The organism is Flintibacter porci, from assembly GCF_041925195.1.
Lineage (GTDB): Bacteria > Bacillota > Clostridia > Oscillospirales > Oscillospiraceae > Lawsonibacter > Lawsonibacter porci.
In genome coordinates this window covers 237,188-250,732 of sequence record NZ_JBHEVB010000002.1, presented here as the reverse complement: position 1 = coordinate 250,732, position 13,545 = coordinate 237,188, and the positions used below count along the sequence as shown (strand labels likewise).

At 60.2% G+C, this 13,545-nt stretch carries 13 protein-coding genes; 2 read left to right on the top strand and 11 right to left on the bottom strand.

Annotation, left to right across the window (positions count from 1 at the left end; translation table 11 throughout):
* Positions 1 to 63: 63 nt before the first annotated feature.
* The 3 genes from ACEVJL_RS03095 to ACEVJL_RS03085 form a co-directional block, all read right to left on the bottom strand.
* Entirely contained in the window at positions 64 to 1,152 is a 1,089-nt protein-coding gene (locus ACEVJL_RS03095) for a DUF2974 domain-containing protein (RefSeq protein WP_374736819.1), read from the bottom strand.
* A gap of 109 nt (positions 1,153 to 1,261) precedes the next feature.
* Positions 1,262 to 1,837 (bottom strand): chromate transporter, encoded by a 576-nt coding sequence (locus tag ACEVJL_RS03090; RefSeq protein WP_110440326.1) that lies wholly within the window; start codon positions 1,835 to 1,837, stop codon positions 1,262 to 1,264.
* Positions 1,838 to 2,422 carry a chromate transporter gene (locus ACEVJL_RS03085; RefSeq protein ID WP_374736818.1) on the bottom strand — a complete coding sequence of 195 codons (585 nt, stop codon included), beginning with the start codon at positions 2,420 to 2,422 and terminating at the stop codon, positions 1,838 to 1,840. It lies immediately after the preceding gene.
* A 133-nt stretch (positions 2,423 to 2,555) separates the two neighbouring features.
* On the opposite strand from ACEVJL_RS03085, the gene ACEVJL_RS03080 reads away from it, so the two are divergent.
* Together ACEVJL_RS03080 and ACEVJL_RS03075 are read left to right on the top strand one after the other, a co-directional pair.
* Complete coding sequence (locus ACEVJL_RS03080; RefSeq protein WP_374736816.1) at positions 2,556 to 3,470, top strand: LysR family transcriptional regulator; 915 nt, start codon at positions 2,556 to 2,558, stop codon at positions 3,468 to 3,470.
* Positions 3,471 to 3,637: 167 nt separating this feature from the next.
* Positions 3,638 to 4,561, top strand: coding sequence for a 4Fe-4S binding protein (locus ACEVJL_RS03075; protein WP_374736815.1), 924 nt, complete (start codon positions 3,638 to 3,640; stop codon positions 4,559 to 4,561).
* A gap of 60 nt (positions 4,562 to 4,621) precedes the next feature.
* On the opposite strand, the gene ACEVJL_RS03070 is transcribed toward ACEVJL_RS03075, so the two are convergent.
* From ACEVJL_RS03070 to ACEVJL_RS03035, 8 genes are all read right to left on the bottom strand, one after another.
* Complete coding sequence (locus tag ACEVJL_RS03070; protein ID WP_008981090.1) at positions 4,622 to 5,566, bottom strand: transketolase family protein; 945 nt, start codon at positions 5,564 to 5,566, stop codon at positions 4,622 to 4,624.
* Between the two features lies 1 nt (position 5,567).
* Positions 5,568 to 6,431, bottom strand: a complete 864-nt coding sequence (locus ACEVJL_RS03065) for a transketolase (protein ID WP_374736814.1) — start codon at positions 6,429 to 6,431, stop codon at positions 5,568 to 5,570.
* A 223-nt stretch (positions 6,432 to 6,654) separates the two neighbouring features.
* Positions 6,655 to 7,602 carry a TIGR03943 family putative permease subunit gene (locus tag ACEVJL_RS03060; protein ID WP_235396869.1) on the bottom strand — a complete coding sequence of 316 codons (948 nt, stop codon included), beginning with the start codon at positions 7,600 to 7,602 and terminating at the stop codon, positions 6,655 to 6,657.
* Positions 7,603 to 7,613: 11 nt separating this feature from the next.
* A complete protein-coding gene (locus ACEVJL_RS03055; protein WP_374736813.1) occupies positions 7,614 to 8,807 on the bottom strand; it encodes a CobW family GTP-binding protein in 1,194 nt (397 codons plus the stop codon).
* Between the two features lie 36 nt (positions 8,808 to 8,843).
* Positions 8,844 to 10,718, bottom strand: coding sequence for a S41 family peptidase (locus ACEVJL_RS03050; protein WP_374736812.1), 1,875 nt, complete (start codon positions 10,716 to 10,718; stop codon positions 8,844 to 8,846).
* Positions 10,719 to 10,791: 73 nt separating this feature from the next.
* Positions 10,792 to 12,084, bottom strand: a complete 1,293-nt coding sequence (locus tag ACEVJL_RS03045) for an adenylosuccinate synthase (protein ID WP_235396863.1) — start codon at positions 12,082 to 12,084, stop codon at positions 10,792 to 10,794.
* A 161-nt stretch (positions 12,085 to 12,245) separates the two neighbouring features.
* A complete protein-coding gene (locus ACEVJL_RS03040; RefSeq protein ID WP_235396861.1) occupies positions 12,246 to 12,860 on the bottom strand; it encodes a TlpA family protein disulfide reductase in 615 nt (204 codons plus the stop codon).
* Positions 12,861 to 12,874: 14 nt separating this feature from the next.
* Complete coding sequence (locus ACEVJL_RS03035; protein ID WP_374736811.1) at positions 12,875 to 13,540, bottom strand: cytochrome c biogenesis CcdA family protein; 666 nt, start codon at positions 13,538 to 13,540, stop codon at positions 12,875 to 12,877.
* Positions 13,541 to 13,545: the final 5 nt, after the last annotated feature.

Below are 13,545 nucleotides of genomic sequence, written 5' to 3'. Positions count from 1 at the left end.
CCCAAAATCTGCTGCACTAATCATTTAGTATAGCAGGTTTCAGGGGGATGTAAAGAGAGAACGTCAGGAATCGTCGTCCAATAGCACGCCTGCGGCGGATTTGGCCAGCAGTCCCAGCGTGCGGGCGATGCTGGTGCGGGTGCCCTCGTCCAGGCGGGTGAGGCCCTGAAAGACGGTGTACAGATTTTTGGGCTGGGCCAGGTCATCCAGGGAGCGGGCTTGTGTGCCCGCCAGAGCCTGATACAGGCCGTCCAGGAAAACTTCCCGGTCCGTTGGAGTGAGGGCGTCCAGCCAGGTTTTTACCGCCTGGTCCAGTTTTCGGCTGCCCTGCGTCACCTGATCCACCACCACAAAGCCGCCGCCCTGCACCTCCCAGGAGTAGGGATCGTGCTGGAAAATGCCAAGCTGGCGGCTCTTGATGACGGTGTAGGGGTCCTCATGCTCCAGCAGCATCCCCACCACCGAGGACTGGGGAACAAAGGAGTGGATACGGGGGATGAGTTCCAGATAGCCGGGCGCAGTGAGCACCTTTTTGGTAAATCCGGGGCCGTCGTTGTTGTACACCGCTTTGACCCGGTCCCGTACTGTGGGGGAGGCCAGGGCGGCGGCGTAGACAGCCAGATTACCGCCCTTGGAATGGCCGCCCAGAATAACAGGACCGGGGCTGTGGGCGCCCCAGGCGGTGAGGTAGTCCAGCGCAGCCTGCTGAGCTGGGACAGTGTCCAGAAAGCTCATGTTGAAGTCCTCTTTCCAGCCTACCAGAGTGGAGTCGGTACCCCGGAAGGCCAGAAAGGTCTCTGACTGGCTCACCCGGATGGCCAGTGCGGCAAACTGAGTCTCCCGCTGGGGAGAGAAGATATCCTGGTGAAAGGTGAGCGTCAGCCCGGAAAAACGGGGAGCGTCTATCAGGGCACGGAGGAGCTTGCGGTCGTTGTCACACCGTACCCGATCCTCCGTAGAAGATTCCGGAAGGGAGAGGAAAGCCTGGGCGGCCTGGGCCAGAGGCACACCGGGACCGGGCCGCTGGGGGACCAGGTCCTGAAAATGGACGTAGGCCAGGGTGGATAAAATCAGCGCGTCCACCGGATTCAAAGGAACTTGGGCAAAGGGGATGTCTCCCCGCCAGTCCAGGTAGTCAAAGATGGTACCCACAAAACTCCTCCTTGTTGGATGGTGATTTCATGATAGCAGGGCGGGGTGTCAAAGACAAGAAAAAATGCCCGGAACGGGAGATCCCGTTCCGGGTGGAAAGGAGAGAGGCTCACGCCAGGCCCAGCAGCAGATAGGCTGCGGTGCCTACCACGCCAGAGCCGAAGATGACGGCGATGGCGCTGGGGCGGAACTTGCGCAGGATAAACAGGGCGCCCGCAAAGATCACGGCCTCGATCCAGCGGAAATTGGAGAGAGCCACGTGGGCCAGGTCGGACTGGAACACACCCAGCAGCAGGATGGACAGTCCGGCGGAGGCGATAAGGGCGACCACCGCGGGGCGCAGGGCGGACAGAACGGTCTGCACGCCGCTGAAGCTGCGGTACTTGTAGTAGAAGTGGGCCAGAGCCAGGCAGATGCAGAAGGAGGGGATGATGCAGCCCAGGGTGCACAGCAGCACGCCGGGGATGCCTGCCAGGCGCATGCCTACGAAGGTGGCGGAGTTGATGGAGATGGGACCGGGGGTCATCTCCGCGATGGTGATGAGGTCGGTAAACTCAGCCAGGGTCATCAGGCCGTGGATGTCTACGATCTGGTTCTGGATGAGGGGGATGGCGGCGTAGCCGCCGCCCACACTGAACATGCCTACCTGAATGAAGGCGAAGAACAACTGGGTGAGGATGTTCATTTACGCCACCACCTTTCGATTGCTGCGCAGCTCCATGGCCAGATCCACCAGGCCGACTACCAGGCAGCACAGGATCACGATCATGGCGTCCACGTCCAGGATGACCTTACCCACAAAAGCGGTGGCCATGAGGATAATGTAGAGGGTACGCTTGGTGGCGATCACGTTCTTGGCCAGGTTGATGACCACGTCGAAGATGACCGCCGCCACACCGGCTCGCATGACCTGCAGAGCGATGGCGATAATGCGGTTGGAGCGGAACTGGGTGTAGAAAACAGAGATGACCGAGATGATGATCATGGGGGGGAGGGCGGTGCCCAGAATGGCAACCAGGGACCCGATCACTCCGTACATCCGGTACCCGAGGATCACCGAGGCGTTGATAGGAATAGGACCGGGAGAGGACTGGGCGATGGCGGTGATGTCCAGCATCTCCTCCTCCTCCAGCCACTGAAGATCTTCCACGAATTTCTTCTTCATCAGGGATACGATGACAAAGCCGCCGCCGAAGGTGAAAGCGCTGAGCAGGAAGGTGGCCTTAAACAGCTGCCACAGCATCCGTGCCGGGTTCTCTTTCGTTTTCATAACAAGTTGTTTCCCCTTTCGTACTCTCTTTTTCTGAGGTGGCCTTATCATAACATACTTTTTCCATAATGAAAAATTGTTTATCTTTATTTATATATAAATCTATGTTATGATAAAAGCAGGAGGGATACCCATGCTGGATTTTCGAATGGATACTTTTCTGGCTGTGTGCCAATATATGAACTATACCCGGGCTGCCGAAGCGCTGAACATCACCCAGCCTGCCGTCTCCCAGCATATCCGCTGGCTGGAGGAGCAGTATGAGGCGCCGCTGTTCACCTATGCCAACAAGCGCCTCTCCCTGACCCGGGAAGGAGAGCTGCTGCGGAGCATGGCGCTGACGGTAAAGCATGATGAGCAGATGCTGCGCCGCCGCCTTCACGATCCGGGACCTGGAGCCCACCGCCTGGTTTTCGGCGTGACGCCTACCGTAGGTATGTCGCTGATCCCGGAGCCTCTGGCCCGGTACCACCGGCTGTATCCCGACGCGCCCATCTCCATACGGGTGTCTAATACGGAAAGTCTGTGCGCCGCCCTGGACCAGGGAGAGCTGGATTTTGCCATCGTGGAGGGCTATTTCTGTAAAAGCGACTACGATTCCCTTCTCTACCGGCGGGAACCCTATCTTGCGGTGTTCGGGGCAGAGTATCAATTTGAGCGGGAGCCTAAAGTGCTCTCCGACCTTCTGGGGGAGACTCTGGTGGTGCGGGAGCCGGGTTCCGGCAACCGGGAGATCATCCGCCGGGCGCTGAGTCGGGAGAACCGGTCGGTGGAGGATTTTCGCAGTGTCATTCAGGTCAGCGACATGAATGTATTGAAAAAACTGCTGCTGCTGGGCTGCGGGGTGGGATTTCTCTATCAGGCTGCGGCTCAGCCTCAGCTGGGACAGGGGCTTTTGCGGGCTATTCCCTTGGAGGATTTTCAGGAGAGCCATGATATCACCTTCCTGTGGCGCAAAGGCAGCGTCTTCGCCCAGAGGTACCGGCAGCTGTTTGAACTGCTCTCTCCCCAGGACATAGAGGGAGAATCGTGTGCAGCAGGTGATTGACAGGGGAAAGGGATTCCTGTATGCTAGTATCTGTAAAAGAATGTCCAGGATCGGCTGTACAGCAGAGGAAGGTGGGGAAGCCTTCCGGGTCCTTTGGACATGCGGCAGATTTTATGCCCGGTGCTGCATGAAATTGCGGTACGGAAAACAGGGAGGTTATATTATCTATGAGTGAAAACAAGATTCCTCAGAGTGAGATCACCCGGGTCAAGGGCCTGGGCTTTTTGTGGGACAAGCGGACTGCCGACCGCTTTAATGGCCGGGTCATCACCCGCAACGGAAAGATTACAGCCGAGGAGTGCGCGGTGGTAGCTGAGGCCGCCAAGAAGTTCGGCAGCGGCGAGATCGCCATGACCACCCGCCTGACCATGGAGATCCAGGGTGTTCCCTTTGAGAACATCGAGCCCCTGCGTCAGTATCTGAAGGAGCAGGCCGGTCTGGAGACCGGCGGTACCGGCGCCAAGGTGCGCCCGGTGGTCTCCTGTAAGGGTACCACCTGCCAGTACGGCCTCATTGACACCTACGCTCTGTCCCAAAAGATCCATGAGCGTTTCTTTGTGGGCTACAATCAGGTGAAACTGCCCCACAAGTTCAAGATCGCCGTGGGCGGCTGTCCCAACAACTGCGTCAAGCCCGACCTGAACGACGTGGGCATCGTGGGTCAGCGGATCCCCCTGATCCACCCTGAACTGTGTAAGGGCTGTAAGATGTGCGAGAAGGAGTGCCCCATGCACGTGGCCAAGGTCGTGGAGGGCAAGGCTACCATCGACCCCAACACCTGCAACCACTGCGGCCGCTGCATCCGCAAGTGCCCCTTCCACGCCATTGAGGCCCAGACCACCGGTTATCAGGTCTATCTGGGCGGCCGCTGGGGTAAGCGCACCGCTATGGGCCGCTGCCTGGATGTGATCTTCACCAGCGAGGAAGAAGTGCTGAACATGGTGGAGAAGTGCATGCTGCTCTTCAAGGCCTACGGCGAGCCCAAGGAGCGCTTTGCCGATACCGTCACCCGTCTGGGCTTTGACGAGGTCAAGAAGATGCTGATGTCCGATGAGCTGCTGGAGCGTAAGGACGAGATCCTGGCTCAGTAACATCAAAATAACGCAAAAAAGTGCCCCAGGCTATTGCCTGGGGCACTTTTTATACATAAATTACTTGCCGCAGAAGTCCTTGGCGACCTCCACGATGTGCTCCGCGGAGAGACCGAACTGCTTGAGCAGAGCGGCAGCGGGACCGGAGTGGCCAAACTCGTCGTTGACGCCGATTCGGCGCACAGGGGTGGGGCACTTCTCGGCCAGAACACCACAGACAGCCTCACCCAGGCCGCCGAGGATGTTGTGCTCCTCACAGGTGATGATCTTGCCGCACTCCTTGGCGGCCTTCAGCACCAGTTCCTCGTCCAGGGGCTTGATGGTAGCCATGTTGATGATCCGGGCGGAGATGCCGGCCTCGGCGAGGATCTTGCCCGCCTCAATGGCCTCGGCGACCATCAGGCCGTTGGCGATGATGGCCACATCGGTGCCGTCCTGGAGCACCTCGCCCTTGCCGATCTCAAAGGTGTAGCCCTCTTCCTCGTGGAACACGGGGACAGCGGCGCGGCCAAAGCGGATATAGACAGGGCCCACATACTCGTAGGCGGCCTTCACCATGGCACGGGCCTCCACATCGTCGGCGGGGGACATGACCACCATGCCGGGGATGGAGCGCATGAGGGCGAAGTCCTCACAGCACTGGTGGGACGCGCCGTCTTCGCCCACGGAGATGCCGCCGTGGGTGGCGCCGATCTTCACGTTCAGGTGGGGATAGCCGATGGAGTTGCGCACCTGCTCAAAGGCGCGGCCGGCAGCGAACATGGCAAAGCTGGAGGCGAAAGGCACCAGTCCCATGGTGGAGGCACCGGCGGCCACAGCGATCATGTTGCCCTCGGCGATGCCGCAGTCAAAGTGACGGCCGGGGAAAGCCTTCTGGAAGGTGGCGGTCTTGGTGGCGCCGGCCAGGTCAGCGTCAAAGACGATCAGGTTGTCGTGCTCGGCACCCAGCTCCTTCAGAGCGTTGCCGTAGCTGTCACGGGTTGCGATCTTTTTCACGTCTGCCATCTTACATCGCCTCCACTTCTGCCAGCTGAGCCTTCAGCTCCGTCATGGCCTTCTCGTATTCCTCGTCATTGGGGGCCTTGCCGTGCCAGCCAGCCTGGTTCTCCATGTAGCTGACGCCCTTGCCCTTGGTGGTCTTCATCACGATGGCGAAGGGCATGCCCTTGGTCTCCTTGGCCTTGGCAAAGGCGGTCTCCATCTGGTCAAAGTCGTGGCCGTCAATCTCAGCCACTTCAAAACCGAAGGCCTTCAGCTTCTCGGGGATGGGGTAGGGGCTCATGACGTCGGCGATGTTGCCGTCGATCTGCAGGCCGTTGTTATCGATGATGACGCACAGGTTGTCCAGCTTGTAGTGGTGGGCCAGCATAAAGGCCTCCCAAACCTGGCCCTCCTGGATCTCGCCGTCACCCAGCAGGGTGTATACCCGGCAGTCCTTGCCCTGGTACTTGGCGGCCAGAGCCATGCCGGCGGCAGCGGAGACACCCTGGCCCAGAGAGCCGGTGGACATGTCCACGCCGGGGGTCTCGTTCATGTTGGGGTGGCCCTGGAGGTGGCTGCCGATGTGGCGCAGGGTGAGCAGGTCGCTCTCAGGGAAGAATCCCCGCAGCGCCAGGGCGGCGTACAGGCCGGGGGCAGTGTGACCCTTGGACAGGACAAAGCGGTCCCGGTCCTCCCACTTGGGGTTCTTGGGATCCACGTTCATCTCTTTAAAGTACAGGTAGGTAAACAGGTCAGCGGCGGACAGGCTGCCGCCGGGATGACCGGCCTTGGCGGCGTGGGTTCCCTCAATAACACCCATGCGCACCTTACAGGCGGTGGCCATCAGTTGCTTTTTTTCTGCTGCGGTCAAGTAGATCGCTCCTTTCATACGCATTGGCTTCCGTTGCATAAAAAGTGGACTGGAGGGCCAGTCCCGCAGGGTCCGAAACAAAAGGGCACCAAGCCCCCACGGAATGCTCCGAACAGATGGAATGTATGATAAGTTTCTGGGTTTATTATAGTGCGTGACGGAGAGTGGTGTCAACCTTGAGGTGGCCTAAGAGGCAGAAAAATCCCCCGGCAGGGCAAAATACCTCACCGGGGGATGGCAGTTAACGGAAATAAACCAGGGGATCTTTGGGGGGCTCGGCCTTTTCCACGGACTGGGCATAGAGCACCACGCCCTCACCCTCGTAGACGGCGGCGTGCTCCCAGCGGATCTGAGCGGTGACGGTGACCCACTCCCCTTTGCGCAGGGAGCGGCTGCGGTCATATTTGCACAGGAAACCGAAGAAACGGATGTCGTCCACACAGCAGGTCATGGCGTTGCGGCCGGGAATGAAGGTGCCCTTGGGCAGCTTCATGCTGGTCATGGCCTGGGCCTTGAAGGTGACGGTCTTGCCCTCGTAGCGCTCGGGGTGGTCCTGGATGTCAATATACCAGATGCCGTAGTCGTCGTCCTCCAGCTCCAGGTGGTCGCTGTCCAGAGAGTAGGGGAGGATGTCCTCCACCTCCAGCTCCTCGCCCCGCTCGTCCTCAAAGACGATCTCGCACATGCGGTTGACCGCCCGGATGGACCGCTTCCAGCCCGACAGAGGCATGTCCGGGGTGCAGCGGTTGAAGAGCACCATGTCTGCCTCGGACACCTGGTCCACGATCATGGACTGCATGTTGGTGCGGTACATCTCAAAGGTGGTGGCGTCGATGACGTGGATGGCCTGGTACAGTCCCCACTCCCGGGGCAGCTTCAGGTCCCGGAGGATCTGGATGGGCCACATGCCGTTATACTCCAGCAGGACGCGCTCGGGCTGGTAGCGCCGCTCCACCTCGTCCAGAAAGTCGCGGGTGAGCTGGGACTGGTCCTCCACCGGCACCAGACGGCAGTTGCGCTTGGACAGCTTCTCCTGGTCGTACTCCTCCTCGCCGTCCTCACAGCGGATGAGCACGGTGCGCTGGCCGTCGTTGAAGTAGTCCATATTCAGGGTGTCGATGAGCAGGGTGGTCTTGCCGCTGTCCAGAAAGCCGGTGATCAAATAGAGAGGAATTCGGGAATCAGGCATGTTCCGTCACCTCACGCCAGGAGGAACAGCTTCTCCAGCTGCTCCTCCTTGAGATCGGAGCCGATGACGCACAGACGGCCGGTATAGTCGGCAGCGCCCTCCCGGATCTGGAACTCGCCGGGCACCAGGTCGAAGTGCAGCCAGGTCTGGCCGTCGTCGCAGGGCAGGATGCCCTTGGCACGGAGGATCACGCCATAATCCTCGCCCATGGCCAGGGCGGACAGGGCGTCCTGGAGATCTTCGCGGCTGTACTTCCGGGGCGTCTCGCGGCCCCAGGAGGTGAACACCTCGTCGGCGTCGTGGTCGTGGTGGTGATGGTGGTGCTCATGGCCCATATCGCAGGCCAGGCAGGCGTCACAGGCAGCCTCGTCGCAGCTGTGGTCGTGGTCATGCTCGTGGTCGTGGTGATGGTGGTCATGGTCATGATCGTGGCAGCCGCAGTCGCAGTGCTCGTCGTGGTCATGGTGGTGATGTTCGTCCTCTTGCTCATGATCATGGTGATGATGCTCGTGGTCGTGATCATGGCAGCCGCAGTCGCAGTGCTCATCATGCTCATGGTGGTGATGCTGGTGGGCGATCTCCTCCATCAGCTCCTGGGCCAGAGAGTGGCCGCCCTCCATGGCGGAGAGGATCTGAGCACCGGTGAGCTGGTCCCAGGGGGTGGTGAGGATGGCAGCCTTGGCGTTTTTGTCCCGCAGCAGCTTCACGGCGGTGTTCAGTTTGGCCTCGTCCATCTTCTGAGTACGGGAGAGGAGAATGGCGCTGGCGTGCTCCACCTGGTTGTTGAAGAACTCGCCGAAGTTCTTCATATAGATCTTGGCCTTGGTGGCGTCCACCACGGTGACAAAGCTGTTGAGGTGCAGATCAGGGGCCTCGGCCTGGACGCGCTCCACAGCGGCAATGACGTCGGACAGCTTGCCCACGCCGGAGGGCTCGATGACGATGCGGTCGGGGGCGTAGTCGGCCAGAACCTGCTTGAGGGCTGCGCCGAAGTCACCCACCAGAGAGCAGCAGATGCAGCCGGAGTTCATCTCGGTGATCTCCACTCCGGCGTCCTTCAGAAAGCCGCCGTCAATGCCGATCTGGCCAAACTCGTTCTCAATGAGCACGATCTTCTCGCCGCGGAACACCTCGTCCAGCAGCTTCTTGATGAGAGTGGTCTTGCCGGCGCCCAAAAAGCCGGAGACAATGTCGATTTTTGTCATGGTGAATTCGTCCTTTCTACTGTAAAACGATAAAAATTATACATTCCAAAGCAGGCCGGAAGCCCGCAGAAATTGGCAGATCAGGTGGGCGGCCTGGTCCCGGGTGGCGGGAGCCTGAGGAGCGCTGAGATCCAGCTCCACCCCCAGAGCGGACAGACGCCAGGCGGGGGCCTGAGCCCAGTCGCTCAGACCGGCATAGGCAGCCTGCTGGCCGGAGAAAATGGGCTGGTCGGCCATAGCGTAGCCGTCCATACAGGCCCAGGAGGAGACAGCCGAGAGAATAGTGACCAGCTCCTCATAGGTGAGGCTGTCCTGGGGAGCAAAGCTGGTGCTGCTCCGTCCGGCCAAAAATCCTTTGGCCACCATGGCATCCACCGCCTTGGTGTACCAGGCGTCGGAGGGGACGTCGGTAAAGCCTGCCGAGCCGCTCTGACGCAGATTCAGGGCAGAGGCCAGCAAAACAGCAAATTCGCCCCGGGTGATGGACTGCTCCGGCCGGAAAGAGCCGTCCGGGAAGCCGCCCAGCAGCCCATAGGCGGACAGGGTGGCCACATCGTTGGCATAGTCGCACTGATCCAGATCGGTATAGTCCCAGCGGCAGTCGTAGCTCAGCCCAGAAGCCTGAGCGGCCTGAGCGGGGGTGACGGCGGTCCACTGACTGCCTCCGTCACCCTGGCTGAGCTGGGCGGAGGGAGGCAGGGCCTCCAGCAGCTGGTCAAAGGCATCCCGGTATTCCTCTTGGGCGGCCTGCTCGCCGGAGATGTAGAAGGTACAGCCGGCAAGCTCCAGCTTCCAGTATTCCTGGCTGTTCTGGGGCTGCGCAGCCGTGAGCAGCAGCGCCGCAGCTGGAGCATACTCCTGGGAGATCATGAGGGTGGGCAGTACGCCGATGGTGTCGTTGGTGGCACCGTCGGGAGAGAAAAAGCGGTAGGAGGTGATCTTCAGAGCGTCCCCGTCAAAAAGGCCGGGAGCAGACTCCTCATCCAGCACGATCTGGGCGATACCCTTGCCATAGGTGCGGCCGCCCACAGCGATTCCGGCGCGGTAGTCCCGGATGGCGGCGGAAAACAGCTCAGAAGCGCTGGCAGAATTGCCGTCGGTAAGGATGATGAGCGGCTGGTCGGTCCGGTCAGCATAGTCGCTGCTGCTGTAGACCTGAGTGTATTTCCCATCGCTGTCCCGGAAATAGGTGATATTGTGTCGGCCAATAAAGCTGCCAACGCTGTCTGCGGCGGCATTGGTGGAGCCGCCGGGATTGGAGCGCAGGTCCAGAAGAATGGGGCGGTCCAGATTGTCGTATTGGGCCAGCGCCTGGGAGATGGTTTCTGCGGTGGTGTCACCGAAGCTGATGCACTCGATCACGGCCACCCCGTCCACCAGAGAGTAGGTGACGATGGGCACCTGTACCTTCCGGCGGGTGAGGGTCAGCTCCCGGGTGGAACCCGTTTTGCCGGAGAGGACGGTCAGCGTGACCCGGGAGCCCTCCTGACCGGTCAGGGCAGAGGACTGCTCCGAGGCGGTGACGGGCACTCCGTCAATGGACTGGATGCAGTCGCCCTCCTCCAGTCCGGCCTGCTCCGCCGGGGAGTCGGGGAGAATGGACAGAATCAGAAAACCGTGTTCCGTGACTTCCTTTTGAATGGACACGCCGATCCCCACCAGAGTTTCCCCGTTGACCGAGTTCAGGAAGGCACTGTACTCCTCCTTGGTCATGTAGACGGTGTAGGGGTCACCCAGGGCCTCCAGCATGGAGTCCAGATCCTCCTGGGCCAGAACGGAGTCGGGAATCTGGTCCACATAGAATTGTTCCAGAAGAGCACCGGCCTGTTGGACGGTAAGGGCGGAGACGGGAGTCAGGCACAGGGAACACGCCAGAGCCACAGACAGGCCGGCAGAAAAGATACGTTTCATAGGTAAAACTCCTGGTCCGTAGAAATGGCACGCCGGATGCCACAAGGGGGTGGCATCCGGCGCGATGGATCGGTTAGATTTTGGGGGTGCGGTAGGTCATTTCATCACGCTTGGGGCCGGAGGAGACCATGGTGATGGGGGCGCCGATGTGGGCCTCCAAAAAGTCCACATAGTCCTTGGCCTGCTGGGGCAGGGACTCGTAGTCCTTGCAGCCGCGGATGTCGCACTTCCAGCCGGGCAGAGTGGTGAAGACGGGCTTGGCCTTCATCAGCAGGGGAGTGACAGGGAAGACGTCGGTGACCTTGCCGTCGATCTCGTAGCCGGTGCAGACCTTGATCTCGTCCAGGTAGCCCAGCACGTCCAGGCAGGTGAGAGCCACCTTGGTGGCGCCCTGCACCATGCAGCCGTACTTGGTGGCTACGGCATCAAACCAGCCCACACGGCGGGGACGGCCGGTGGTGGCGCCGAACTCGCCCTTGTCACCGCCGCGGCGGCGCAGCTCGTCACCCTCCTCGCCCAGCAGCTCGCTGACGAAGGGCTCGGTGTGGGAGCCCACGGAGGAGGAGTAGGCCTTGGTGACGCAGATAACATCCTCCACCGCAGTGGGGGGTACCGCAGCGCCCACACAGCCAAAGCCGGCCAGCGTGTGGGAGGAGGTGGTCATGGGGAAGATGCCCAGGTCGGGGTCCTTCATGGAGCCCAGCTGACCCTCCAGCAGGATGGTCTTGCCCTCCTTCAGGGCCTGGTGGACAAAGCCCACCGCGTCGCCCACGTAGGGACGGATCTCCTCGCGCAGCGTGATCAGCTCCTGGAACAGCTCGTCCACATTCAGCGCGGGCTTGTGGTAGAGGTGCTCGAAGAGTACGTTTTTCAGGGAAACAGCGGCAGTCAGACGCTCCTTCAGCCGCGCCTCGTCAAACAGGTCGCACACCTGGATGCCGATCTTGGCGTACTTGTCGGAGTAGAAAGGGGCAATGCCGCTCTTGGTGGAGCCGAAGGCCTTGCCGGCCAGACGCTCCTCTTCATAGGCGTCCTGCAGGGTGTGGTAGGGCATGAGAATCTGGCAGCGCTCCGACACGATCAGGTTGGGCGCAGGCACGCCCTGATCGGTGAGGGATTTCAGCTCGTCCACCAGCTTGCGGATGTCCAGTGCCACACCGTTGCCGATGATATTGGTGATGTGGGGGTAGAAGGTGCCGGAGGGGAGGATGTGCAGAGCAAAACGGCCATAATCATTGATGATGGTGTGGCCGGCATTGGCACCGCCCTGGAACCGGATGACCACATCAGAGGTCTCCGCCAGCATGTCGGTGATCTTGCCCTTGCCCTCGTCGCCCCAGTTGGCGCCTACGATCGCTTTTACCATAATGTTACCTCCGTGAACCGGGATTCGCAACCGAAAAACGGATTTGCCTTATCCGGCTCATAACGCAACAACCATATTATACTTCCTTTTTTTTCGGGACGCAAGAGCCAATCGTGTAGAAAAAAGGGGAGCTTTTGTGAATGATTTGCCAAAAAGGAGAACTAAGGGGCGGGGACCACATCGGGGGCCATCAGGTTCAGGCCCTTTTGCAGCAGTTCAGCCGAAAGCTTCCCCTGACCGTAGGTGATCAGATTGCCCGGGGCGTCAATAAAGATAGAGAAGGGGAAGGAGTTGATACCGTAAGTTGAAATGGCCTGGTAGTCTACGTCGTAGTACACCGGGAAGGTAAAACCCGCCTCCTTCAGGTAGTTCTCCGCCTTTTCCCGGGTGTCGTTCATGGCCGCGCCCACATTGACCAGCACGAAGTGGATCTGGTCCCCGTACTGCTCATACAGAGCCTGGATGTCGGGCATCTCCTGCTTGCAGGGGGAACAGGTAGAGGCCCAGAAGTTGAGGAAAACAGGTTTATCCCCTAAAAAGTCGGACAGCTGTACCGTATTGCCCTGGGAATCCTCCATGGGAAAGGAGGGAGCGGGGTTCGTCTGCTGGGAAGAGGAGGAAGAGGAAGAAGAGGAGGCGGGGCCCTCCGACTGGCTGGGCTCATTGGCTAGCTGGCTGTTCTGCACGCCGGGAGCCAGGCGGGTGTAGAGAAATCCGGCGGCGGCCAGAATTACCACCAGGGCGATGCCTAAGATGACAGTGGATTTTTTACCCATAATGAAGTACCTCCTTAGACAAGGCGGGAGAGCAGCGTGCCCATGGTGCCGGTGGCCATGAGGATACCCACTACGATGAGCAGTCCGCCCGAGACGACATTGATAATAGAATAGTGGCGCTTGATCCAGTCAAAGGCAGTTTTCAGGGACTGGATGAGCAGGGCGCTGGCCAAAAACGGGATGCCCAGGCCGGCGGAGTAGCACAGCAGCAGGAGGATCCCCCGCAGGGTAGAGCCCTGCTGGGAGGCCAGTACCAGGGCCGAGCCCAGGAAAGCCCCTACGCAGGGAGTCCAGCCCACGGCAAAGACCGCGCCGAATATCAGAGCGGAGAAAAAGCCCATATCATGGCCCACGGAATAGCCCTTGGAGCCCCGGAACAGGGACAGGCGGAACACACCAAGGAAGTTAAGGCCGAAGAAGATGACGATCAGACCGCTGGCGATGTTTACCGCCTGCTGGTGCCGGGTGAGCAGCGCGCCGATGGAACCGGCAAAAGCGCCCATGGCCACAAACAGCAGCGTAAAGCCCAGCACAAAGCCCAGAGCATTTTTCAGCACCCGTCCCCGGGAGGCATCCGGCTGTCCGCCGGCAAAGTAGGACAGGTAAATGGGCAGCATGGGGAGCAGACAAGGGGAGATGAAGGTGATGAGACCTTCCAGAAAGGTGACAAGATAGACCATGGAAT

Coding starts and splice junctions, on each gene's coding strand:
- ACEVJL_RS03090 (WP_110440326.1), bottom strand. CDS start 1,837: ATGAACATCCTCACCCAGTTGTTCTTCGCCTTCATTCAGGTAGGCATG.
- ACEVJL_RS03085 (WP_374736818.1), bottom strand. CDS start 2,422: ATGAAAACGAAAGAGAACCCGGCACGGATGCTGTGGCAGCTGTTTAAG.
- ACEVJL_RS03080 (WP_374736816.1), top strand. CDS start 2,556: ATGCTGGATTTTCGAATGGATACTTTTCTGGCTGTGTGCCAATATATG.
- ACEVJL_RS03075 (WP_374736815.1), top strand. CDS start 3,638: ATGAGTGAAAACAAGATTCCTCAGAGTGAGATCACCCGGGTCAAGGGC.
- ACEVJL_RS03070 (WP_008981090.1), bottom strand. CDS start 5,566: ATGGCAGACGTGAAAAAGATCGCAACCCGTGACAGCTACGGCAACGCT.
- ACEVJL_RS03065 (WP_374736814.1), bottom strand. CDS start 6,431: ATGAAAGGAGCGATCTACTTGACCGCAGCAGAAAAAAAGCAACTGATG.
- ACEVJL_RS03060 (WP_235396869.1), bottom strand. CDS start 7,602: ATGCCTGATTCCCGAATTCCTCTCTATTTGATCACCGGCTTTCTGGAC.
- ACEVJL_RS03055 (WP_374736813.1), bottom strand. CDS start 8,807: ATGACAAAAATCGACATTGTCTCCGGCTTTTTGGGCGCCGGCAAGACC.
- ACEVJL_RS03050 (WP_374736812.1), bottom strand. CDS start 10,718: ATGAAACGTATCTTTTCTGCCGGCCTGTCTGTGGCTCTGGCGTGTTCC.
- ACEVJL_RS03045 (WP_235396863.1), bottom strand. CDS start 12,084: ATGGTAAAAGCGATCGTAGGCGCCAACTGGGGCGACGAGGGCAAGGGC.
- ACEVJL_RS03040 (WP_235396861.1), bottom strand. CDS start 12,860: ATGGGTAAAAAATCCACTGTCATCTTAGGCATCGCCCTGGTGGTAATT.
- ACEVJL_RS03035 (WP_374736811.1), bottom strand. CDS start 13,540: ATGGTCTATCTTGTCACCTTTCTGGAAGGTCTCATCACCTTCATCTCC.